Origin of the sequence: Streptosporangium subroseum, assembly GCF_900188345.1 — a bacterium.
Classification (GTDB): domain Bacteria; phylum Actinomycetota; class Actinomycetes; order Streptosporangiales; family Streptosporangiaceae; genus Streptosporangium; species Streptosporangium subroseum.
This window is the reverse complement of sequence record NZ_FZOD01000005.1, coordinates 41003-64017: the sequence shown is the minus strand read 5'-3', so window position 1 is coordinate 64017 and position 23015 is coordinate 41003. Positions and strand designations below refer to the sequence as shown.

Below are 23015 nucleotides of genomic sequence, written 5' to 3'. Positions count from 1 at the left end.
CGCCCCCAAGGTTCGTCAGTCAAGCCTCCATGCGGTCAGGAGTGCATATGAAGGTAGTGCATGTAAAGGTTATGCCTTGGCGTCCCCGTCCTGGGCCACCTCCTGCCAGGGGCGGCGGACGGCGCCGGGGGCGAAGGGCTCGGGGCGGCCCTTGAGACGGTCGGAGGAGTGGAGCTGCCAGGGCACGCTGATGACCATCACGCCGGGCTGGAAGAGCAGACGGCCCTTCAGGCGCAGCGCGCTCTGGTTGTGCAGGAGGTGCTCCCACCAGTGGCCGACGACGTACTCGGGAATGTAGACGCTGACCACGTCGCGGGGCGATCGGCGGCGCAGCGACTTGACGTATTCCAGGACCGGCCGGGTGATCTCGCGGTAGGGCGAGTCGAGCATCTTGAGCGGCACCGGGATCCCTCGCCGCTCCCACTCCTCACGAAGCGCCTTGGCGTCCTCGCCCTCCACGCCCACGGTGATCGCCTCCAGCTTGGACGGCCGGGTGGCGCGGGCGTAGGCGAGGGCGCGCAGGGTCGGCTTGTGAATCTTGGAGACCAGGACGATGGCGTGGTTGCGCGCGGGCAGCATCGACTCGTCCACCTGCAGGTCCTCGGCGACGGCGAGTTCGGCGGCCACGTTCTCGTAGTGGCGGTGGATGCCCTTCATCATCAGGAACAGCACGGGCATGGCCACGCAGACGATCCACGCCCCGTGGGTGAACTTGGTCACCAGCACGACCACCAGCACCACCGCGGTCATGACACCACCGAAGAAGTTGATGGTCCGCGAGCGGTGCATCTGGTGCCGGACCTTCGAGTCGCCCTCGGTCCTCAGGAGCCGGGTCCAGTGCCGGACCATGCCGATCTGGCTCAGCGTGAACGACACGAAGACGCCGACGATGTAGAGGTTGAGCAGGCGGCTGACATCGGCGTTGAAGCCCCACAGCAGCAGGCAGGCTCCGGCGGCCAGGATGATGATGCCGTTGGAGAAGGCCAGCCGGTCGCCCCGGGTGTGCAGCTGCCGGGGCAGGAAGCGGTCCTGGGCCAGAATCGAGCCGAGCACGGGGAAGCCGTTGAAGGCGGTGTTCGCGGCGAGGAAGAGGATCAGCGCGGTGACCGCGGCGATGACGAAGAAGAAGACCGAGCCGCTGCCGAAGACGGCGTCGGCGATCTGGGCGATGATCGGCTGCTGGTAGTAGCCGGGACCGGCGGGCATGCCGTTGATGATCACGTCACGGGCGGCGGTGGCGGGGTCGGCGACCTTGACGCCGGACGCCAGGGCGAGCGCGATGATGCCAACGAACATCGTGACCGCGACCAGGCCCATCATCAGCAGCGTGGTCGCGGCGTTCTTGCTCTTGGGCTTGCGGAAGGCCGGCACGCCGTTGCTGATCGCCTCGACGCCGGTGAGCGCCGCGCAGCCGGAGGAGAAGGCGCGCAGGATGAGGAAGGACGCCGCGAAGGCGGTGAGGTTGCTCTGTTCGGCGACGATCTGGTAGCCGGAGGTGGGCGCGTGCAGCTCCTGGCCCAGGACGAGCAGCCGGAAGGCACCCCAGAGGATCAGGCCGATGACGGCGGCCATGAAGGCGTAGGTGGGGACCGCGAAGGCCGCGCCGGACTCCCGGATGCCGCGCAGGTTCACCACCGTCAGCAGGATGACGATGACGATCGCGACCAGCGGCTTGTGCTCGGCGACGTAGGGAATCGTGGCACCCACGTAGTCGACGCCGTTGGCCACCGACACCGCGACGGTGAGGATGTAGTCGACCATGAGCGCGCTGGCGACGGTCAGCCCGGCGTTCTGGCCCAGGTTGACGGTGGCCACCTCGTAGTCGCCCCCGCCGCTGGGGTAGGCGTGCACGTTCTGCCGGTAGGACGCCACGACGGTGAGCATCACCACGACAACGGCGGCCGCGACCCAGGGGCTGAAGTTGTAGAACGAAATTCCTGCCAGCGAAAGGATGACGAGGATCTCCTGCGGGGCATAGGCCACCGAGGAAAGGGCATCACTCGCGAAAACCGGCAGTGCAATCCGTTTGGGGAGTAGTTGCTCGTGCAACTGCGTACTGCGCAGCGCCTGCCCAATGAAAAGGCGTTTGACAAGGTCCGTCACCTTCGACACGTCTGCAGATGCTAGTCCCCATCACTTAACCCCGCTGACACGGCACTCCCAGAGCGGGCCATACTGACTAAATACATCAGACCAAGATCCGCCTCAACCCGACCGGCGGGGGAGCATGCATATCGTGATCATGGGGTGTGGCCGAGTGGGTTCGACCCTGGCGCACATCCTTGAGGACAGCGGCCACTCGGTTGCGATCATTGACCGCGATCCACAGGCGTTTCGCCGTCTGCGGGCCGGTTTCAGGGGCCGCCGGGTGACCGGGATCGGTTTCGACAGGGACGTCCTGGAAGAGGCGGGCATCGAGTCCGCGGGCGCCTACGTGGCGGTGAGCAGCGGCGACAACTCGAACATCATCTCCGCCCGGGTCGCCCGCGAGACGTTCGGCGTGGACAACGTGGTGGCCAGAATCTACGACTCCCGGCGCGCCGAGGTCTACCAGCGGCTGGGCATCCCCACCGTGGCCACCGTCCGCTGGACCGCCGACCAGATCCTGCGCCGTGTCCTTCCCGAGGGCGCCGAGCCGCTGTGGCGCGACCCCACCGGGGCCGTGGTGCTGGCCGAGGTGGCCTACCACCCCGGGTGGGTCGGCACCACGGTCAAGGACCTGGAGCAGGCCGCAGGCACCCGTCTGGCGTTCATCAACCGGATGGGCGAGACCCTGCTTCCCAAGCACGACTCCGTGGTGCAGGAGGGTGACGTCCTGCACGTCATGGCGGTCGAAAGTGACATGGATCGCATCAACAAGGTGCTGTCCGGGGCCCCGGAGGAGGACCACTGATGCGCATCACCATCGCGGGTGCCGGGGCGGTCGGGCGATCGATCGCGGCCGAGCTCCTGGAGAACGGCCACGAGGTCCTGCTCATCGACATCGACCCCAAGGCCATCAAGATCGACACCGTGCCGCGGGCGGAGTGGCTGCTCGCCGACGCCTGCGAGATCTCCTCGCTGGACGAGGCCGGCCTGGCCGACTGCCACGTGGTCGTCGCCGCCAGCGGTGACGACAAGGTCAACCTCGTCGTCTCGCTGCTGGCCAAGACCGAGTACGGCGTGCCGCGAGTGGTCGCCAGGATCAACCACCCCAAGAACGAGTGGCTGTTCAACGAGTCGTGGGGCGTCGACGTGGCCGTCTCGACCCCGCGCCTGCTGAGCGCGCTGGTCGAGGAGGCGGTGAGCGTCGGTGATCTGGTCCGCCTGATGACCTTCCGCCAGGGCCAGGCCAACCTGGTCGAGCTCACCCTGCCGGAGGACGCGCCGGTCGTCGGGCAGCGTGCGGGCTCGGTCCCGTGGCCGAACGACACCGCTCTGGTCGCGATCCTCCGCGAGGGCCGGGTGCTGGTGCCCACCGCCGACGACCCCCTGGAGGCCGGGGACGAGCTGATGTTCGTCGCCAGCCAGGAGGTCGAGGAGGAGCTGGCCGAGCTTCTGTCCCCCCACCGGACGCCGCACTAGCGGCCCGGCACGGCGGACCCACAGACACAACGGCCGCACTGAAAGATGAGGGTCCGGTACGGCGATGCCGTACCGGACCCTCATCTTTCAGGAGACGGCGGCCTTGACCGGGGTCCTGCCCCGGGTCAGGAGCCACACCATCGCGGCGAGACCCGCGATCTGGAGCGGCCAGCCCATCACGATCTTGAGGATGCCCAGCTCGGCGACCGCCTCGTCCCTGCCGATCAGGTAGACGGGGAGCTGCACGGCCACCCGGACCACGCACGGGATCATGAGCAGCCAGGTGAGCTTGACACACAGTTTCACCACGGCCGGATCGCTGCGCCAGGCCGTCGGGTCACCGGTGACGGATCCGATCAGGAAGCCCACCACCGGCCACCGGGTGACGATCGAGAGCAGCATGACCACGGAGTAGCCCGCGTTGTAGAGGATTCCCGGCAGGAAGACGTCTTGCGCGGCGCCGGTGCGGGAGGCGAAGAACGCGCCGACGCCGATGCCGACCAGGCTGTTGAGCACAAACTGCGGCGTCGAACGCTGCAGCAACCGCACCGCCAGCAGCACCACCGCGGCCGCGATGCTGACGATCAGGGACAACTTCAGGTCCGAGGTGCCGATCCACATGCCGGTGAAGGCGATGGTGGGCACGGCGGCCTCAATGGTGCCACGCACTCCGCCGAAGGCCTTGACGAGCTGACCGCGGATCACGGCCTCTACCGTGTCGTGCGCGGTGGCCTCGTGGGAGGTGGTCATCTTCTCGCTCACCGCTCCGTGATCGTCGATCGCTCACGCACCGCCAGCCGGACGGAGCTCGTATCGGGGATTGAACATCACCTTGCGCCCATCCTGCATGCTGACGAGCCCTTCGGCCAGCACCAGCCGTCCTGGCTCGATTCCGGCGATTTTCCTACGGCCCAGCCAGATCAGATCGATCACGTCCGAGCCGTCGTAGAGCTCCGCCTCGAGGGCCGGCGCACCCCCGCGAGGCCGCAGGGTCACGGTCCGGAGTGTCCCGGTGACGCAGAACCGGCGACGCCCGCCACACGAGACGATGGGCGTGGCACCATGACGATCAAGGTCCTGCTGGAGTTCGTTGGCCTCCAGCTCGGCCTGGCTGGTCGCCAGCCGCCGGAAAAAGCCTCGAAATCCGCCTTGTTTATGCGGTTCCTGAGAACCCACGACCGCTCCTTCACATACGAGTTGAATCAGCGTACGCGATCCCCTACGTCAGCGAATCTCAGCGATCTCCGGGCCACGCTCGAAAGGGCTGAGATCGGGCACGTCTCCGCCGGTCTCCTGCTGCTCCATCGCGTTCCTGGCCTCCGGCGGAAGCCTGAGCTCGATCGCCTCCTTGGGCGCCATCGGCTCGTCACCGCGGACCACGACGATGTCGCGGATGACACCTTCCAGCGTCGCGGCGACCTCCGCGTCCACCGCGGCACGCCCGCTGATCACCGCGCGGAGGAACCAGCGCGGACCGTCGACACCGAGGTAGCGGACCGGCTGGGGGGCTCCCCCGTCGGCGGGGACCTGGGCGGACAGCTCGATGCCGAACGGTCCCTCTCTCTCCTCCGCCGTGCCTCCGGCGCTCTTCACGCCCTCGGCGAGCTCGCCCCGGACCTCGTCCCAGATGCCGCTCCGCTTCGGCGCCGCGAACGCGTGCACCTGGAGGGCGCTCTCGTTGAACATGACGACCGCGCCGACGATCTGATCGCCGGCCAGGTTGAGCTGCACCTCGAAACCCGGGTCGACCGGCAGGCGCATGCCACCGAGGTCGACCCGCTCTCGCTCGGAGTGCGACTCCTCCGAATCCCACGGACCCGACTCACGGACCGAGGCCCGTTCGACCTGCTCGACCTGCTCGGTCTGCTCAGCCTCCACGGCCTCGGCCGGGGACTCCTCGCGACGGCGACGTCCGAACACTTTCCTCACGCTCCTTGAAATTTCACTGGTCGCTCACCACTCGTCGTGCGTGCCCCGCGGCCGATCTCCGGGCCGGAGGGCCGTTCCGGCCGCGGACCCTCATCCGCCACATCGCCCACCTCGCCGGGCTTGCTTCCTGTCAACGGCCGGTGGACCCGAACCCGCCGGCGCCTCGCGCCGATCCGGGCAACCGGTCCACCTCGTAGAACACGGCCCTCTCCACCTTCTGGATCACAAGCTGTGCGATGCGATCCCCCCGGCGCAGCCGTACCGCGTCCTTGATGTCGGTGTTGAGCAGCGTCACTCTGATCTCGCCCCGGTAGCCGGCGTCCACCGTGCCGGGGGCGTTCACGAGGGTCACACCGTGCTTGGTGGCCAGACCCGAACGCGGGTGAACGAACGCCGCGTACCCGTCGGGCAGGGCGATCGCCACACCGGTGCCCACCGTTACCCGCTCCCCGGGGAGCAGTTCGACGTCCTCGGCGGCGTGGAGATCCGCGCCGGCGTCGCCGGGATGGGCGTAGGACGGCAGCGGCAGCTCGGCGTCGATCCGATGGATCAGCACCTCGACGGTGTCGGTCACGGGTTCCCCTCGTACTCGTGGTGCTCGTCAACGATGATTGTGGCGTCACCGCGTCCGGCGAAGTGCTCGATGCCCACCTCGACGAAGAGCGCGACGGCCCGCACGGCGACCGGGCCGTCCGGGAAACCGGTTCGGCCCTCAGCCTCAAGGTACGCCCTCCGGCCGGACATGCCGGTGCACCGGGCACTCGGATGCAGGATCGTACCAACCGAGACGGAACCGGGTGCGCCCGCATGTGCCCTCTGGCGGGTCACTCCTGACGGAGAGGCCGCCACCGGATGTTCAGGGCGGGGAGGACGTCAAGAAGCAGAAGATTACCCCTTGGGCTGCGAGGATCCCGCATTCATCCGCCCACCGGGCTCGCCGGGTTCACCGGACTCGCCGGACTCCGTGGATTCGGCGGGCGGTGGCAGCGGTGGTGGCGGAGGCGACGCCGGGACGGGGGGCAGGGCGATCGGCGGGTCGCTCCTGAGCTCGGGCAGGGCCCGGTAGAACACGGCCGCGACCGGCACCGCCACCACCGCTCCGGCGATACCCGCCAGGATGCCGCCCACGGCCAGCACCAGGATGATCGCCAGCGGGTGGAACCGCACGGCCCGGCCGACGATCAGCGGCTGGAGCACGTGGTTCTCCAACTGCTGCTCCACCAGCAGGATGCCGAGGAAGATCAGGGCGTAGATCGGGCCCTTGGCGCCGAGCGTGACCAGCGTGGCGACGCTGCCGGCGATGATGATGCCGACGATGGGGATGAAGCTGGCCATGAAGATCAGCACAGCGAGCGGCGCCCAGAGGGGCACACCCATCGCGGCGAGCACGATGCCCATGACAACGCCGTGTACGGCCGCCACCGCCACCGTGCCCTGCACGTAGTGCGAGAGCGTCACCCAGGCGGCCCGTCCGGCCCTGTCCACGCGAGGCGCGGCCGAGCCGAAGCCCTTCAAGAACCACGACCAGATCTGCTCGCCGTCCTTGAGGAAGAAGAAGGTGACGAAGAGCAGCAGCACCAGCGCGGTCAGCACCTCCAGCGCCACCGTGGCACCGGTGAGCACCGTCTGGGTGATCTGGTTGCGCTGCGTGGTGATCTGCTTGGCGATCTCGTCGACCCACGAGGTGATCTGGCTCGGCTGCAGGTGCAGCGGCCCGGTGTAGAGCCACTGCTCAACGGTCTTGGAGGTGACCCTCACCTGGTCGACCAGCCCGGGGAACTCCTCGTTGGCCCGCACGCCGATGATCCAGCCGGTGCCGCCCAGCACCGTGAACGCGATCAGCATGGTGATCCACGTGGCGTAGATGGGCTTCATGCCCCTGCTTTTGAGACGCCGGGTGATTGGGAACAGCAGCGCGCTGAGCAGCAACGCGATGGCCACCGGCAGGACCACGATGCGCAGGGTCGCGATGAATTGCGCAAAGTAGAAGACGGCCCAGCCAATGATGATCAGGCACAGGCTCCACATCGCCAGGCGGAGCAGCGTGCGCGGTACCAGCCGCGTCAGACGTTCCCGATCGGAGATCACGTCTTCCAGACTGTCATGCCACGGCGGGGAATGCGCATGGTTATCGCCCGGACACGGTCGGGCACAGAAGAAAGGCCCGGTCACGTGACCGGGCCTCTCCCCGTACAGTTCGGATCACCGCGCCAGGTCGGCGCAGATCAGCGCTCCTGCGGCGGCCGGGAAATCACCCGGTCCTCGAGGTAGCAGCTGCAGTTACCGCACCCTGGGATCATGGTCTGGTCCTCCCTCACCTGTGGTACCTCGACCGTACGACGGGACCCGCCTTCCCGGAGGACAGATTCGCGTGCCCGGAAGGGGAGAACCGTACGGCCCCGGGAGCCGCCCGGGCGAGGAGCGAACCGCACGGAAGCGGGTGCGGCTACCAGTCGCCGGGTCCGCCGATCGGGCGGACCCGGCGACTCCCCGTCAGGCGAGGGTGACCTCCACCAGCAGCTCGCCCTCGCCCGGCCGGAGCACGAACTCCTCGATGACGCCCGCACCGCACAGATCGTCCTGTGCCTGCCGTACGAGATCGACCTGCGCGCCGGTGACGGTCAGCCGGGCGACCTCGGCCCGCATCGAGAGCCTGGCGTCCGACTTGGCCTTGCGGACACGGCCGAGGACCGCGGCCACCACCGGGAGCAGCTCCGGGTCGCCGCCGCGCGCCGACGGCGTGGGCCAGGCCTCCCGATGCACCGGGCCCTCGTGCCACCAGGACCAGACCTCCTCGGTGACGAACGGCAGGAACGGGGCGAGCAACCGGAGCATGACGCCGAGCGCCTCCCGCAGTGCCGCGTGGGCCGAGCGCGCGGGTCCGTCCGTGTCGTCGTAGGCCCTGGTCTTGACCAGCTCCAGGTAGTCGTCGCAGAACTCCCAGAAGAACCGCTCGATCCGCTCCAGCGCCCGGGTGTGGTCGTAGGCCTCGAACGCCTCGGTGGCCTCACCGACCACCTCCGAGAGCCGGGCCAGCATCGACAGGTCGATCGGCTCGGTGACCTCGCCGCCGTCCTCGCCCAGGTTCAGGACGAACCTGGAGGCGTTCAGGATCTTGATCGCCAGACGGCGGCCGATCTTGATCTGGCCGGTGTCGAAGGTCGCGTCGGTGCCCAGGCGCCCGCTGACGGCCCAGTAGCGGACCGCGTCCGAGCCGTACTCCTGCAGCAGGCCCATCGGCGTTATGGCGTTGCCCTTGGACTTGGACATCTTCTTGCGGTCCGGGTCGAGGATCCACCCGGAGATCGCGGTGTGCTTCCAGGGCAGCACGCCGTGCTCCAGGTGGGAGCGGGCGACGGTCGCGAACAGCCAGGTGCGGATGATGTCCTGACCCTGGGGACGCAGATCCATCGGATAGACCCGCTCGAACAGGTCGTTGTCCCGCTCCCAGCCGCCCACGATCTGCGGGGACAGGGACGAGGTCGCCCAGGTGTCCATGACGTCCGGGTCGGCGGCGAAGCCTCCCGGCTTGCCTCGCTGGTCCTCGGTGTAACCGGGCGGCACGTCGCTGGAGGGGTCCATGGGCAGCGTGGACTCCTCCGGCAGGATCGGCGAGGAGTATCCGGGCTCGCCCCCGTCGTCCAGCGGATACCAGACCGGGATCGGCACGCCGAAGAACCGCTGCCGGGAGATCAGCCAGTCACCCGCCAGGCCCTCGACCCAGTTGTCGTAGCGGACCTTCATGTGGGGCGGGTGCCAGGAGATCTCCTCCCCCCTGCTCAGCAGGGCGTCCCGCAGGGCGCGGTCGCGTCCTCCGTTGCGGATGTGCCACTGGCGGGTTGAGACGATCTCCAGCGGCCGGTCCCCGTTCTCGTAGAACTTCACCGCGCGCTTCACCGGCCGCGGCTCGCCTTCCAGGTCACCGGAGCCGCGCAGCAGCTCCACGATCCGCTCCCGGGCGCCGTGCACCGTCTTGCCCGCCAGCTCGGCGTACGGCTCCGCCGGGACGCCGGCGGGGGCCTCGGGGAGCAGCCTGCCGTCCCAGCCGATGACGGCCCGGGTGGGCAGGTTGAGCTCGCGCCACCAGATGACGTCGGTGACGTCGCCGAAGGTGCAGATCATCGCGATGCCCGAGCCCTTGTCGGGCTCGGCCAGGTGATGGGCCAGCACCGGCACCTCGACGCCGAAGAGGGGCGTCTTGACCGTGGTGCCGAACAACGGCCGGTAGCGCTCGTCGTCGGGGTGGGCGACCAGCGCCACGCAGGCGGGCATCAGCTCGGGGCGGGTCGTCTCGATCCAGACCCGGTCGCCGAACCCCCTGGCCCGCTGCTCCTGCGACAGCGTGAAGCCGACCCGGTGGAAGGCGCCCGGCCACTCCCTGTCCTCCAGCTCCGCCTGGGCGACGGCCGTGCGGAAGGTGACGTCCCAGAGCGTGGGCGCCTCCGACACGTAGGCCTCGCCGCGGGCCAGGTTGCGCAGGAACGCGCGCTGGGAGGCGGCCCTCGCGGCGTCGCCGATGGTGGCGTAGGTCAGCGACCAGTCCACCGACAGGCCCAGGCGGCGCCAGAGCTCCTCGAACGCCTTCTCGTCCTCGACCGTGAGCCGCTCGCACAGCTCGATGAAGTTTCTCCGCGAGATCGGCACCTGCCGTCTGGCATCGGGCGTGGCCGGCGGCTCGAACGAGGGGTCATAGGCGATGGAGGGGTCGCAGCGCACGCCGAAGTGGTTCTGCACCCGGCGCTCGGTGGGCAGGCCGTTGTCGTCCCAGCCCATGGGGTAGAAGATCTCACGGCCTCGCATGCGCTGGAAGCGGGCGATCGTGTCGGTGTGGGTATAGGAGAAGACGTGGCCGACGTGGAGGGAACCGGAGACCGTCGGCGGCGGGGTGTCGATCGAGTAGATCTCGTCTCGCGTGCGCGACCTGTCGAAGCGGTAGGTGCCCTCGGCCTCCCAGCGGGCTACCCATACGGCTTCCAGGCCGTCGAGAGTCGGTTTCTCGGGCATGGGCGCAGGGCGCGGTCGCTGCTTCGTCATGCCTCCCTATGGTATGGCTTCCCGGGAGTCCCGTCCGAGGCGACTAGTGTTCTCATGCAGACCGCAAAGAGGAGGAACCCATGGCCGGCAAGACCGAGAAGCAAGACATGGCGTGGAGAGCCATCGGTGGTCTGATAGGGATCGCGACGGCTTGGGGCGCCAAGAAGGTCATTGGATTCGCCTGGGAGAAGACGACGGGCAAAAAACCGCCGGCCGACAGCGAGTCGCTGGAGATCAGCCTCGGCGAGGCGATCGGTTACGCCGTGGTGATGGGAGTGGGCATGCAGGTGGCGCAGATCGTGGTCGCCCGCACCGCCAGGAGGCGCTACGACGCGTGGAAGGGTCTGAAGGACTCGGCGAAGGATGTCGTCTCCTGACGGCGGGCGTGCCCCTGGGGGCACGCCGTGCCGTGGAGGTCAGGACTCGAGGGCGTCGAGAAACTCCTTCGCCCAGCGGTCCACGTCGTAGGTCGCCACCCGGCGGCGCAGTGAGCGCATCCGGCGGGACAGATCGTGCGGCGTGGCCCGCATCGCGGCGAGCATCGCCCTCTTGAGACCGTCCACGTCATAGGGGTTGACCATGAACGCCTGGCGCAGCTCGTCGGCCGCCCCGGCGAACTCGCTGAGCACCAGCGCGCCGCGCAGGTCGTTGCGGCAGGCGATGTACTCCTTGGCGACCAGGTTCATGCCGTCGCGCAGCGGCGTCACCACCATCACGTCCGCCGCGAGATAGAGCGAGGCCAGTTCGTCGCGGCCGTACGACTGGTGCATGTACTGCACCGGCTGCTGTCCGAACTCTCCCTGCTCACCGTTGATCCGGCCGACCTGGAGCTCGATCGAGTCGCGCAGGCGCATGTATTCCTCGACCCGCTCCCGGCTGGGCGTCGCGATCTGCACGAACGCCGCCTCACCCGGCTTGATCGAACCCTCCGTGAGCAGTTCTCCGAACGCCTTCAGGCGCTGGCCGATGCCCTTGGTGTAGTCGAGCCGGTCCACGCCGAGCAGCATGCACTCGGGGTCGCCCAGCTCCGCGCGGATCTCTTTCGCCCGCTCGATGATGTGCGGCTCGCGGACCAGGGAGTCCAGCTCGCCGAAGTCGACCGAGATGGGGAAGGCCCTGGCCCGCACGATGCGGCCTTCCACCTCGATCTCGTGCTTGTGGTGCTGGAGACCGAGCAGGCGGCGGCAGAGCCGGATGAAGTTGGACGCCCCGCCGGGGCGCTGGAACCCCACCAGGTCCGCGCCGAGCAGGCCCTCCAGGATCTCCCGGCGCCACGGGAGCTGGTAGAACAGCTCGCCCGGCGGGAAGGGGATGTGAAGGAAGAAACCGATGCGCAGGTCGGGGCGGAGCTTGCGCAGCATGGCCGGGACCAGCTGGAGCTGGTAGTCCTGGATCCACACGACCGCGTTCTCCGCGGCCTCCGCGGCGGCGGCACGGGCGAAGCGCTCGTTGACCGTGCGGTAGGCCTCCCACGTGACCCGTGAGTACGTGGGCGGGGCGACCACGTCGTGGTACAGGGGCCAGAGCGTGGCGTTGGAGAAGCCCTCGTAGTAGAGCTCCACCTCCGACTCCGACAGGGGCACGGGGATGAGCTGCATGCCGTCGTGCTCGAAGGGCTCGAGTTGCTCGCCGGGAGCGCCGTGCCAGCCGATCCAGGCGCCCGCTCGCCCCTGTAGGACGGGGGCGATCGCCGTGACAAGGCCGCCAGGACTGCGCCGCCACATATCCTCACCGACCCGATCAACGGGAAGGCGGTTGGCGACGATCAAAAATGAACTGCGGCCCTGCACAAATTCCTCCAGGTAGTCGTCTTAACTGCTCTAACTACCCAATTCAGGCCTTTTTATGACTTTCCGGGTGGAAGAGCTCGATGAACCCTGAGATCGGCCCGGACGGCCTCGGAGAGTTTTCTTGTGGCGGAACGATTGAGAAACCCACCGGCCACGGCTCCCGTGAGGAAGGGGCCCAATGTGGTCATATGCCGCCCGAGAGTGCGCATCAACCGGTTGCGCATGGCGGTCTTGGTCGCGGCGCCCAGCGCGATGGTGACAGAGGCGGGGGACATGGGATCCACGCCACGCTGTTTGGACCAGGCCGTCGCGAAGGCCACGGCCCGCTGGGAGCCGCTGCCGGGCACCTGGACGCCGTACACCTCGTGAAGCTCGGCGATGAGCTTGACCTCGATCGCGGCGACCACGAGGGTCTCGGCCACGAGCTGCGCGGGGGCGGAGAGCAGGAGCGGCGGGGCGGCGAACTGGACCGCCGCGACGGCTCCGCCGATGGCGCCGACCGTCATGGTGGCCTTGGTGGCGGTGCTCACGAGGTCGTCGGCCAGCGCCTCGGAGGTGAGGCCCTTGTGGTGCTCGGAAAGGGTTTGCAGATCACGGATCGGGATGCGAGGGGCCACGGCCATGAACACGTCGGTCAGCCAACGACTCCGGCCCACACCGGAGGCCTTGGCGTTCTTCGCCCCCACGGCCAGCGACTTCGTCAGGCGGCCGAGCAACTGTCGCCGCTCGGCGCCATCCAGGTCGTCAGGCTCGGCGAGCCTGCCGACGATCTCGGCTACTTCCTGCTCCGACGCGCCGACCGACTCCTCGGCCGCGGAGTCGGCCGGCTCGGCGCCGGTCTGTTTGTTCTCTGACGTCATGTCGCGGAACCTCCTCAAGGCTGTCCTGGGGCCCTACCCGTCCAGGGGCGGACACACATCGGACAGGCCATCGGAACATCGTCAGGCCGCGCACTCCCGGCAGATCTGCTGACCGTTTCTTTCGACGGCAAGCTGACTGCGGTGGTGCACGAGGAAGCAACGCGCGCAGGTGAACTCGTCGGCCTGACGAGGGATCACCCGGAGCGAAAGCTCTTCGTTGGACAAGTCCGCGCCCGGCAGTTCAAGCGACTCGGCGAGATCCGTCTCGTCGATGTCAATGCTGCCCGAGGACTTGTCGGTCCGGCGCGCCTGCAGTTCCTGAAGACTGTCCTCGCTAAGATCATCGTCAGTCTTGCGTGGGCTGTCGTAATCGGTAGCCATCAGTTTGCTCCATCCCCCTCATCTATCTGTCTGCGCTTAACTCGCGCGTGTGTAACGTTCGAGAGGCACAACTTGTGCCCAATCCGCCAAAGAGATTCCTGCTTCGGTACCCCGCCGGAATGGTCACTGAACCTCCCTACACGTGAGGGACTCACTGCCAATGGGCACGGTTAGCCAAATATGGCGTAAACCACAGCATTGGCGGCATGCACCACCGTGTTCGACGGCACATCCAACCACATGTACGGCGTGAACGAGACGCCCCCCGCCGGATCAACGTGACTGAAGTCTCACGGTGATCACAAGACCTCCTCCATCCCTGGGTATGGCGGTCACGTTGCCCCCGTGAGCCCGCACGACCGCACGGACGATGGACAGCCCGAGACCCGCCCCCTTGGCCGAGTCGACCCGATCTGCATTGAGTCGCCGAAACGGCTCAAACAGGCTGTTCACCTCATATGCGGGAACGTGTAGCCCCGTGTTCGCCACCTGAACAACGAGGGCACCCTCCACCATTCCCGCACGGACCCACAGACGTCCGGATTCAGGAAGATTATGCTTTATACCGTTCTCCACGAGGTTGGCCACGCAACGCTCGAGAAGCACCGGATCGCCTATGGTTTCGGCACTTTGGAGCTCGGTGGTCACCATGACCCCCGCCTCCTCCGCGCGCGAGGAGAGCTGGTCGATGGCGGTCTCCGCCACGTCCTTCATGTCCACCGGCTTGCGCACGCTGAGCTCGCGCTCGCTGCGGGCCAGCAGCAGCAGGCCCTCGATGAGGCGCTCGTTGCGGGCGTTGACCTCCAGGAGCGTACGGCCCAGCGCCTTCAGGTCACCCGACGCCTCCGGGTCGCCCAGGGCGATCTCCAGGACCGTCCGGTTGATCGTCAACGGGGTGCGGAGCTCGTGTGAGGCGTTGGCCACGAATCTTCGTTGTGTGTCGAATGCCACATTGAGTCTGGTCAGCATGGCGTCGAAGGTGTCGGCCAGTTCCTTGAGCTCGTCGTCGGGTCCCTTGAGGTCGATCCGCTCATGGGCGAGCGTGGAACCCGACAGCTTGCGGGCCGTGGCGGTCATCTGCTGGATCGGCTTGAGCGCCCGGTCGGCGACGATGTAGCCGATGATGATCGCCAGGATGCCGACGCCCAGCAGGGCCAGCAGCGAGCGGGTGAGCAGCAGCTTCTGCGCCCCGGACACCGCGTCTTGCTGTTGCCAGTACCACTGCCCTTGGATCTTGCGCACGGCGTCGGGAGATATCAGCCCGTCCAGGTCGAGCGGGAATGCGGGCCATGCCGCATTGAGCGCCCAGCCCACCATCAGGTAGATCACGAGCATGAGCAGCGCCCCGGCCATGAAGAACAGCACCCCGTAGGTGATGGTCAGTCGCCATCGGATGCTCAGGCGGTCAATGATCATTCGCGCTCGGTCCAGCACCGTTTGCCGTACGGGGACGGCACCCACCGGAGGTGGGCCGTCCCACGCCGGTGGGCCGTTCGGCGGCGGGGGCCGGTTGCCCCCCTGCACCGGGCCGCCGGAGGCCGACTGCTCGCTCCTCCAGGCCTCCCGCTCGGAGTGCGGGCTGATCATCGGGTGGGTCGGCAGGGACCCGAGTGGCGTGTTCGAAGGCCGCTCTCCCCCGCCCTGCGGCGTGCTCACAGCTTGTATCCGACCCCGGGCACCGTCTCGATCACCTGAGGATCGCCCAGTTTCTTCCTCAAGGTCATCATGGTGACACGCACCACGTTGGTGAAGGGGTCGATGTTCTCGTCCCACGCCTTGTCCAGCAGGTCCTCCTGGCTGACCACCGCGCCCTCCGCGCGCATCAGCTCCTCCAGGACCGCGAACTCCTTCTTGGTGAGCGCGATCTCCTCGCCGTTCCTGGAGACCAGCCGCTTGCCCGGGTCCAGGCGGACCCCGGCCCGTTCCAGCACCGGCGGCAGCGCCGGGGCGGAACGGCGCCCGAGCGCCCGCACCCGCGCGACGAGCTCGATGAACACGAAGGGCTTGGCCAGATAGTCGTCGGCGCCCAGCCCCAGCCCCTCCACCTTGTCGTCGACGTCACCCGACGCGGTCAGCATCAGGATCCGGGACGCGGTCCGATCGGCCACCAGGCGGCGGCAGACCTCGTCCCCGTGGACCTTGGGAAGGTCCCTGTCCAAGACGATCACGTCATAGTCGATGTAACCGGTCCGCTCCAGCGCGCCGGCGCCGTCGTAGGCGACGTCCACGGCCATGGCCTCACGCCGGAGCCCGGTCGCGATCGCATCCGCAAGCACCCGCTCATCTTCAACCACAAGCACTCGCACGGCTTTTGGCACCTCCCGTGAAATCTGTCAACAGCGGCTGGAACGGCTCTCCATTGTCGCCACATCCCCTGTAAGCCGACGGTAAGCCCACCTCTACGGTAAGCACTGCGCGTGACGTGAAAAACACACATGTTTAGCCCGTGTAACTTGTTGGGTAACAGCCGGGTTCCAGTCCCCTACCGGCGAACCTTCCGTCCCCCGTGAGAAAGAAGGTGAGATGGGCGAGTTCACGACGACGATCGAGCACCGCCTCGACCAGGCCTACAAGAACCTGCAGGAGGCCCGGACCACCGGCGATGACTATCTCGCCGACACCTTCACCGCCGAAATCGAGGATCTCCGCCGTCTGGCCACAGACAACGGCGTTCTCATCCAGCGCTGAGGCGTGAAAGAAGCCCCCCGGCCGATCGTTGGGGGGCTTCTTTCATGCCGTGGACGTCCTCACACGCCTCAGCCGTCGCGTTCGGGGTCCAGCGGCGCCAGCAGGTCGTGCAACTCCTCGAACAGTCCCGGTGCCGCGCAGAGCGTGAGCCCCGGATTGCACGGCTTGCCGTTCAGCCCGCCGACCCTGGCTCCGGCCTCGGCGGCGATGAGGCCACCGGCCCCGTAGTCCCAGTACTGCGGACCGCGTTCGTAGTAGCCGTCCACCCGGCCGGCCGCCACCGAACACAGGTCCGAGGCCGCCGAGCCGCCCCGGCGGATGTCGCGCACGCGCGGCAGCACGTGGGCGAGCACCTCCGCCTGCACCGCGCGCCGCCTGCTCTCGTAGCCGAACCCGGTGGCGATCAGGGCCCGGTCCAGCGGCACGCCGGTGTTGCAGCGCAACCGCTCCCCCGCCAGCCACGCGCCCTCGCCCTTGACCGCGGTGAAGATCTCGCCGCGAGGCACGACGTTGACCACACCCGCGATCACCTCGCCGTCGACCTCGACCGCGATGCTGACCGCCCACTCCGGCACGCCGTACAGGAAGTTGACCGTCCCGTCGATCGGGTCCACGATCCAGCGGACCCTGCCGCCGCCGGTCGAGCCGCCCTCCTCGCCGAGGATCGCGTCATCGGGCCTGGCCGCCTTGATCCTGGCGCGGATCAGCTCCTCCGACGCCTGGTCGAGCGCGGTCACGACGTCGGTGGGACTGGACTTGGTGACCAGCACCTCGGGCCGGGCCGGGCGTTTGGCCAGGAGCATCTCCCCGGCCTCCCGCGCGATCTCCTCGGCCAGCCGGCCGAAGGTCACCCCGCTGTCCACGACGGCTCCCCGTTCCCCGCTCGCCGTACCAACCGCTCATCCTGCGCGGACATCGGGTTCATGAGAGCGACTCCGGCCGCTTCCACTCCCGGCCGAGGACGTGCTGAGCCAGGAAGGCGAGGACGGTCTCGTACCAGACCACGGCGTTGCCCGGCTTGAGCACCCAGTGGTTCTCGTCGGGGAAGTACAGGAACTTCGACTCCACGCCCGAACGCTGCAGGTCCCACCAGAGCCGCAGGCCCTCGCCGATGGGCACCCGGTAGTCCTTGTCGCCGTGGATGACCAGCATCGGGGTGGAGATCTCCGCCAGCGACAGGTGCGGGGAGAGCTTCTCGTACAGCTCGGTCCCCGGTATGCCGAACTCCCGCTGCCAGTACATGGACGCGTCGGTCGTGCCGGCGAACTGGTCCAGGTTCCAGAGCGAGGCGTGGGTGACGATCGCCTTGAACCTGTCGGTGTGCCCGGCGATCCAGTTGGCCATGTAGCCGCCGAACGAGCCGCCCATCGCGGCGGTCCGGGTGGCGTCGATCTCCGGCAGCTCCAGGGCGGCGTCGGTGATCGACATCAGGTCGGCGTGGGTGCGGGGGCCCCAGTTCGCCCAGCCGCGCCGGATCATCTCGGATCCGTAGCCGGTGGACAGGCACGGGTCGGGCAGCAGCACGGCATAGCCGTTCTGGGCCATGATCCACGGGTTCCAGCGCCAGGACCAGTCGTTCCAGCTGGACAGCGGACCACCGTGGATCCAGAGCAGGAAGGGCGCGGGGTTCTCCGCCGAGGCGCCCTCGGGCAGCACCAGCCAGGCCCTGATCGTCGTACCGTCGTCGGCGGTCGTGGTGACCTCGGTCAGCGTGCCGGGCAGCTCCAGGCTCGGGGCCGGCGAGGCCAGCTCCTCCACCGTGCCGTCGGCGGCGACCCTGACGGGCGCGGAAGGCACGTTCACGGCGCTGCGCAGCGCGTAGACGGCGCCGTCGGGCGCGACGTTCAGGGACGAGTACGCGGCGTCGCCGGAGGTGAGCCGTACCGGCGCGGAGCCGTCGGCCGGCACCTGGAAGATCGGGCGGCGGCCCTGCTCGTCGGCGATCACGTACAGGGACCGCCCGTCGGGCGCCCAGGCGACGTCGGCCGGCCACAGCTCGCCGCCGGCGGCGTGTCCCTCACCGGTGGCCAGGTCGACGATCCACAGGGTGTTCTCGGGGATCCGCGTGGTGTCGGCGTGGTTGCCCCGGGAGCACGTCACCAGGCGCCCGTCGGGAGAGACCCTGATCGGGCCTTCGAAGTCGTGGCCGTCCTGGGTCGCCAGGGTCCGGCGGGCTCCGCCGTTGGACGTCTCGATCGCCACCAGGTCGAACCGGATCTCGCCGTGCGGAAGGGGCACGGCCCACGTGGTCACGACGGTGGAGCCGTCGGGGGTCACGTCGTAGGAGGCGTTCGTCAGCGCCTTGCCCGGCTGCGGGGTGAGGTCCCTGATCTCGGTCAGGCGGTCGTCGTCCCCGATGGTTCCGGCGAACAGCCGGGGCTCCCCCGGGCCGAGGTCGTGGTCCCAGTAGCGCACCGGGTAGCTCTCGTGCAGGATGGCGCTGATCCCGGCGTCCTTGCGGGTCGTGCGCCGCTCGGCCTCCCCCGCCTCGTCGCCCGGGAGCACGTCGGAGCCGAAGACCACGGTCTGCCCGCCGGTCGCGAACCCGGTGACGCCACCGGGCCTCGACGCGACCTGCCGGGCCTCGCCGCCCGCCGCGGGCAGCAGCCAGAGCGCCGGAACCTCCTCGTTCGGATCCTTGACCGTCGGGTCGGGCCTGCGCGAGCCGAACAGCAGGTCGCCGCCCTCGGTGAACTCGGCCCCGGCCTCGCCCTTGAGGGACCTGGTCAGCCGGTACGGCCTGCGCTCGTCAAGGGGGATCTCCCATAAGGACGTCCCGTAGGACTTGCCATCGGGATTGAGCGCCTGCACTACGGCGACCAGACGGGTTCCATCGGGGGAGAGCCGCAGGGATGCCACCCGCGGCACGCCGACATAATCACGGATGTCGTTGAATGGGGTCACGGTTTCGAACCTACCCCCGCGCCTACCCCCGCGATCGTCGCGGAGATGTATCCGTCATGCATCCATCCGCACGGTCGACGCCGAATGACCCTACGTGACCATGCGAAAGGACACCCCGGCATGCGGTTTGATAAATGTCATGGGGACTTACGACGCACTGCTCGTCGTCTCGTTCGGGGGCCCGGAGAAGCCCGACGACGTGATGCCGTTTCTGGAGAACGTTGTGCGGGGCCGGGGCGTCCCGCGTGAGCGACTGCTGGAGGTCGAGGCGCACTACCAGCGCTTCGGCGGGTCCAGCCCGATCAACCAGCAGTGCCGCGACCTGATCGCGGCCGTCGAACCGACCATCGACCTGCCCGTCTACTGGGGCAACCGCAACTGGCATCCCTACCTCGAGGACACGCTCAGGCAGATGGCCGCCGACGGCGTGCGCAAGGCGGCGGCCTTCGTCACGTCCGCCTACAGCTCGTACTCGGCCTGCCGGCAGTACCTCGAGGACATCTCGCTCGCCAGGACCGCGGTCGAGGGCGCCCCGGAGGTCGTCAAGCTCCGGCACTACTTCGACCACCCCGGCTTTGTCGCGGCCATGGTGGACCACACCCGCGAGGCCCTGGACCGGTTGCCCGCCGAGCACAGGGACGCCGCGCGGCTGGTCTTCACCGCGCACAGCATCCCGATCTCGATGGCCCGCACCGCCGGGCCGAGCGGCGGCGCGTACGAGGCGCAGCTCCGTCAGGCGGCCTCGCTGATCACCGCGGAGCTGGGCGGCGAGCGGGAGTGGGACCTGGTCTGGCAGAGCCGCAGCGGCCCCCCTCACATCCCGTGGCTGGAGCCCGACGTCTGCGACCATCTGGCAGAGATCGACGCCCCCGCGGTGGTGCTGGTGCCCGTGGGTTTCGTCTCCGACCACATGGAGGTCGTCTACGACCTCGACGTGGAGGCCGCCGAGGTGGCCGGCAGACTCGGCCTCCCGCTGGCCAGGGCCGCCACCGCGGGCACCCATCCGCGGTTCGTCTCGATGGTCGGCGAGCTGCTGGCCGAGCCGGAGCCGATCATGTGCGCGGCCACCTGCTGCCCGGCTCCGCCCCGCCGTCACGGATAGGCGGCGGCGTAGCCCCGGGAGATGGCCATGACCTTGGCGACGTACGACCAGGAGTGGTTGTAGAACCAGATCGACTTCTCCAGCTTCTTGCCGCCCTGGCCCGCGCCGTTGGCGCACAGGTAGTTGGCCGCGGAGGGAACCGCGTCGTACGGGCTCCAGATGTCGGCGACGCCGTCGGCGTCGCCGTCCACCCCGTAGGACTTCCAGGTGGCGGGCATGAACTGCATCGGCCCCTGCGCACCCGCCGACGACGGGCCGTTGTTACGCCCGTGCGAGCTCTCCACCTGGCCGATCGCGGCCAGCACCGTCCAGGACAGTCCCGGGCAGACCCCGGCCGACAGGCGATACAGCTCCAGGTAGCTGCCGGGCCTTCCGACCGTCGCCCGCGGGGCCGCCACCGGCTCCTCCTTGGCGGCGGCGTCGGTGGCCGTCCTGTCCGGCACGGCCTTCTCCCCGGTGGTCCTCGTGGTTCCGGCGGTACGGCTCCGGCCCACCGCGACCACCTGCGCTCCCGGGCTCAGCAACTTGCTCACCCCGGCCTTCAGGGCGGCGGCCGCCTTCTCGGGTCCGTTCACCAGCAGCGCCACGCCCGGCAGCAGTCCGAGGCGCCGCCCGGTCTCCTCGCTCACGAGGCCGTCCACGCCGGGCAGGCCGAACGGGGCGGAGGCCGCGGCCCGCAACCGGGGCCCGCCGTCCACCTGGTAGGCCGCGCCGAGGACCAGTCCGAAGCGGCGCATCGCCGAACTGTCGGCGACGAACTCCCCCCTGTCCAGGGCGCTCCACACCCCCGGCTGATCGGCCACGGCCTTCGGCGCCCAGGCGCGGAAGCGGGCGGGATCGACCGCGAGCAGGTTCAGCCCGGTCCCGGAGATCCTGACCGCTCCGCCGTCGAAGGAGTCGATCTTCTGGACGTGTTTGAGCCGGGAGATGCCGTCCTTGGTCTGCTGGGGCAGCGTCGACTGGGAGATCACGAGCAGCCTGGGCGGGGTGAGGGTGAGACCGGGCCCGCCGGCGGCCCGGGTCCTGGAGGGCGCGGGGGTCGCGGGAGTCACTGCGCTCGCGGGGTCCGCAGGGTCTGCGGGATTCGCCGGATCCACAGCCGCGGCGGTCGGTCTCGCGGCCAGGGAGCCGGTCAGCGGGGCGAGCCCGGTCAGCTCCCGCACGTCGGACTCGGTGGACACGACTCTGCGGACATCGGCCGGGCGGGTGGCGGCGAGCACGGCGAACACCGCGCCGCAGGCAGCCGCAAGGACAGTCATGACGGCCAGCACTGGGACGAATGCCCGCAACCCGGGAAGATGCGACACTGCGCTCACGTTAGCCCCAACGGCCCACCATCTGGGCCATTGTCCGGAAATCACTTGCCGAACAGCGGCTTTGTGAGGAATCGTCGATACGCTCCACGCCGGAAACGCACCGAAGAGGAGAGTCAGTGGTCGGGCCATACCGGGGGCTGTTCAGCGCACCCGGCGTCAAGGGTTTTGTCGTCGCCGGATTCGTCGGGCGGATGCCGATGTCGATGCTCGGCATCGGTGTCATCCTGCTCATCCAGAATCTCACCGGTTCCTACGCTCTGGCGGGCGCGGTGGCGGCCACCTTCAACGTCTCGTTCGCCGTAGCCGGCCCGGTGTCCGCGCGCCTGGTGGACAGGTTCGGTCAGGCCAGGGTAATCGTCCCGCTCGTCCTGATGCACGGCGCCGCGCTGACCGCGATGATGCTCTGTGCGAGGTTCGGGACACCCCGATGGGTCCTGTTCGCCACCGGCGTCACGGCCGGCGCGACCGCGATCTCCCTCGGCTCGCTCGTGCGCGCCCGCTGGTCGCACCTGCTGACCGGGTCTCCCAGGCTGCACGCGGCGTTCTCCTTCGAGTCGGTCGCCGACGAGGTCATCTTCGTCACGGGACCCGCGCTGGTCACCCTCCTGGCCACCATGATCAACCCTTACGCGGGCCTGATCGTCGCCCTGACCTGCACGATCGGGGGCACCATCGCCTTCGCCCTGCAGCGCGGCACCCAGCCGCCGGTCCGGCACGGCGAGCGACGCTCGGGCAGCCCGATCACCATCCCGGGGGTGGCCCTGCTGTCCGGCTCCTTCCTGGCGATGGGCGCGGTGTTCGGCTCGGTGGATCTGATCACGGTGGCGTTCGCCGACGAACACGGCGCCAAACCGGTCGCGGGGCTGCTGCTCGGCGCGTTCGCCGGGGGGAGTCTCGTCTCCGGGCTCTGGTACGGCGCGCGCCAGTGGAAGGTCTCCCTGCGCCTCAGGTTCGTCCGCGCGCTGGCGGTGTTCGCGCTCGGGCTGGCCCCGATCGCCCTCATCGGCGACCTCAGGGTCATGGCCGCCGCGCTGTTCCTCGCCGGGCTGGCCATCTCCCCGACCATCATCACCGGTTACACGCTGATCGAACAGCTGGTCCCGGCCCGCCTGCTCACCGAGGGCATGGCCTGGATCTCCACCTCGGTCGGGTTCGGCGTGGCGCTCGGCGCCTGGGCGGGCGGCAGGCTCACCGACTCGTTCGGCGCTTCCAACGCCTACGGCTTCTCCTTCGTCTGCGCCCTCCTGGCCGTGGCCATCGGCATCGGCGGCTCCGCCTGGCTGCGAACCCCTGTTGCCCAGCAGTAATCATGAGTACTGTTCATGTTCACTGGCGGAGCGAGCGACCCGGCGAACGCGACAGCACGCGGCATAGGCCGTGACCAGGGCGTCAACGCCCCACGGCCGCGCCGCGAAAGCCTGGCGAGACCGGCCGGGCGGGAGGAAGC

At 68.8% G+C, this 23015-nt stretch carries 22 protein-coding genes; 6 read left to right on the top strand and 16 right to left on the bottom strand.

Annotation, left to right across the window (positions count from 1 at the left end; genetic code table 11):
- Positions 1-69 precede the first annotated feature (69 nt).
- A complete protein-coding gene (locus CHC08_RS06915) occupies positions 70-2112 on the bottom strand; it encodes an APC family permease (RefSeq protein ID WP_089206341.1) in 2043 nt (680 codons plus the stop codon).
- Between the two features lie 115 nt (positions 2113-2227).
- On the opposite strand from CHC08_RS06915, the gene CHC08_RS06910 reads away from it, so the two are divergent.
- Both CHC08_RS06910 and CHC08_RS06905 read left to right on the top strand, forming a co-directional pair.
- Positions 2228-2893, top strand: coding sequence for a potassium channel family protein (locus CHC08_RS06910; protein WP_089206340.1), 666 nt, complete (start codon positions 2228-2230; stop codon positions 2891-2893).
- Complete coding sequence (locus CHC08_RS06905) at positions 2893-3564, top strand: potassium channel family protein (protein ID WP_089206339.1); 672 nt, start codon at positions 2893-2895, stop codon at positions 3562-3564. The genes CHC08_RS06910 and CHC08_RS06905 overlap by 1 nt, the downstream gene beginning before the upstream one ends.
- Before the next feature lie 87 nt (positions 3565-3651).
- Here CHC08_RS06905 and CHC08_RS06900 read toward each other — a convergent pair whose 3' ends face one another.
- The 7 genes from CHC08_RS06900 to valS all read right to left on the bottom strand — a co-directional run bounded on the left by CHC08_RS06900 (position 3652) and on the right by valS (position 10527).
- A complete protein-coding gene (locus tag CHC08_RS06900) occupies positions 3652-4326 on the bottom strand; it encodes a DUF3159 domain-containing protein (RefSeq protein ID WP_420823559.1) in 675 nt (224 codons plus the stop codon).
- A 21-nt stretch (positions 4327-4347) separates the two neighbouring features.
- Positions 4348-4740: an OB-fold nucleic acid binding domain-containing protein gene (locus CHC08_RS06895; protein WP_089206338.1), complete on the bottom strand. Its 393-nt coding sequence runs from the start codon at positions 4738-4740 to the stop codon at positions 4348-4350.
- A gap of 48 nt (positions 4741-4788) precedes the next feature.
- Complete coding sequence (locus CHC08_RS06890; RefSeq protein WP_089206337.1) at positions 4789-5484, bottom strand: DUF3710 domain-containing protein; 696 nt, start codon at positions 5482-5484, stop codon at positions 4789-4791.
- 139 nt (positions 5485-5623) lie between these two features.
- Positions 5624-6067, bottom strand: a complete 444-nt coding sequence (gene dut, locus CHC08_RS06885; RefSeq protein ID WP_089206336.1) for a dUTP diphosphatase — start codon at positions 6065-6067, stop codon at positions 5624-5626.
- Positions 6064-6237, bottom strand: coding sequence for a hypothetical protein (locus CHC08_RS06880; RefSeq protein ID WP_179281926.1), 174 nt, complete (start codon positions 6235-6237; stop codon positions 6064-6066). The genes dut and CHC08_RS06880 overlap by 4 nt, the downstream gene beginning before the upstream one ends.
- Positions 6238-6381: 144 nt before the next feature.
- Positions 6382-7581 (bottom strand): AI-2E family transporter, encoded by a 1200-nt coding sequence (locus CHC08_RS06875; RefSeq protein ID WP_089206335.1) that lies wholly within the window; start codon positions 7579-7581, stop codon positions 6382-6384.
- A 405-nt stretch (positions 7582-7986) separates the two neighbouring features.
- Positions 7987-10527, bottom strand: coding sequence for a valine--tRNA ligase (gene valS / locus CHC08_RS06870; protein WP_089206334.1), 2541 nt, complete (start codon positions 10525-10527; stop codon positions 7987-7989).
- 80 nt (positions 10528-10607) lie between these two features.
- Here valS and CHC08_RS06865 point away from each other — a divergent pair, with 80 nt between their 5' ends.
- The gene (locus CHC08_RS06865) at positions 10608-10904 is read left to right on the top strand and encodes a DUF4235 domain-containing protein (RefSeq protein ID WP_089206333.1); all 297 of its coding nucleotides are present in this window, start codon (positions 10608-10610) and stop codon (positions 10902-10904) included.
- 39 nt (positions 10905-10943) lie between these two features.
- Here CHC08_RS06865 and CHC08_RS06860 read toward each other — a convergent pair whose 3' ends face one another.
- The 5 genes from CHC08_RS06860 to CHC08_RS06840 form a co-directional block, all read right to left on the bottom strand.
- Positions 10944-12251 carry an alpha,alpha-trehalose-phosphate synthase (UDP-forming) gene (locus CHC08_RS06860; RefSeq protein WP_476718281.1) on the bottom strand — a complete coding sequence of 436 codons (1308 nt, stop codon included), beginning with the start codon at positions 12249-12251 and terminating at the stop codon, positions 10944-10946.
- Between the two features lie 119 nt (positions 12252-12370).
- Complete coding sequence (locus CHC08_RS06855; RefSeq protein ID WP_089206331.1) at positions 12371-13177, bottom strand: hypothetical protein; 807 nt, start codon at positions 13175-13177, stop codon at positions 12371-12373.
- A gap of 81 nt (positions 13178-13258) precedes the next feature.
- Positions 13259-13558 (bottom strand): DUF4193 domain-containing protein, encoded by a 300-nt coding sequence (locus tag CHC08_RS06850; protein WP_089206330.1) that lies wholly within the window; start codon positions 13556-13558, stop codon positions 13259-13261.
- 273 nt (positions 13559-13831) lie between these two features.
- Positions 13832-15214 (bottom strand): sensor histidine kinase, encoded by a 1383-nt coding sequence (locus CHC08_RS06845; RefSeq protein WP_245878174.1) that lies wholly within the window; start codon positions 15212-15214, stop codon positions 13832-13834.
- Complete coding sequence (locus CHC08_RS06840; protein ID WP_089206328.1) at positions 15211-15864, bottom strand: response regulator transcription factor; 654 nt, start codon at positions 15862-15864, stop codon at positions 15211-15213. The genes CHC08_RS06845 and CHC08_RS06840 overlap by 4 nt, the downstream gene beginning before the upstream one ends.
- Before the next feature lie 217 nt (positions 15865-16081).
- Between CHC08_RS06840 and CHC08_RS49350 the strand changes: the two genes are divergently transcribed.
- Complete coding sequence (locus CHC08_RS49350; protein ID WP_179281925.1) at positions 16082-16246, top strand: hypothetical protein; 165 nt, start codon at positions 16082-16084, stop codon at positions 16244-16246.
- A 68-nt stretch (positions 16247-16314) separates the two neighbouring features.
- Here CHC08_RS49350 and CHC08_RS06835 read toward each other — a convergent pair whose 3' ends face one another.
- Positions 16315-17109 (bottom strand): inositol monophosphatase family protein, encoded by a 795-nt coding sequence (locus CHC08_RS06835; RefSeq protein ID WP_089206327.1) that lies wholly within the window; start codon positions 17107-17109, stop codon positions 16315-16317.
- Between the two features lie 58 nt (positions 17110-17167).
- Positions 17168-19150: a S9 family peptidase gene (locus tag CHC08_RS06830; RefSeq protein ID WP_089206326.1), complete on the bottom strand. Its 1983-nt coding sequence runs from the start codon at positions 19148-19150 to the stop codon at positions 17168-17170.
- A 139-nt stretch (positions 19151-19289) separates the two neighbouring features.
- Between CHC08_RS06830 and CHC08_RS06825 the strand changes: the two genes are divergently transcribed.
- Complete coding sequence (locus CHC08_RS06825) at positions 19290-20252, top strand: ferrochelatase (RefSeq protein WP_089206325.1); 963 nt, start codon at positions 19290-19292, stop codon at positions 20250-20252.
- Here CHC08_RS06825 and CHC08_RS06820 read toward each other — a convergent pair.
- Positions 20243-21511: a lytic transglycosylase domain-containing protein gene (locus CHC08_RS06820; RefSeq protein ID WP_179281924.1), complete on the bottom strand. Its 1269-nt coding sequence runs from the start codon at positions 21509-21511 to the stop codon at positions 20243-20245. The genes CHC08_RS06825 and CHC08_RS06820 overlap by 10 nt on opposite strands.
- A gap of 173 nt (positions 21512-21684) precedes the next feature.
- Here CHC08_RS06820 and CHC08_RS06815 point away from each other — a divergent pair, with 173 nt between their 5' ends.
- Positions 21685-22875 carry an MFS transporter gene (locus CHC08_RS06815; protein WP_089206323.1) on the top strand — a complete coding sequence of 397 codons (1191 nt, stop codon included), beginning with the start codon at positions 21685-21687 and terminating at the stop codon, positions 22873-22875.
- Positions 22876-23015: the final 140 nt, after the last annotated feature.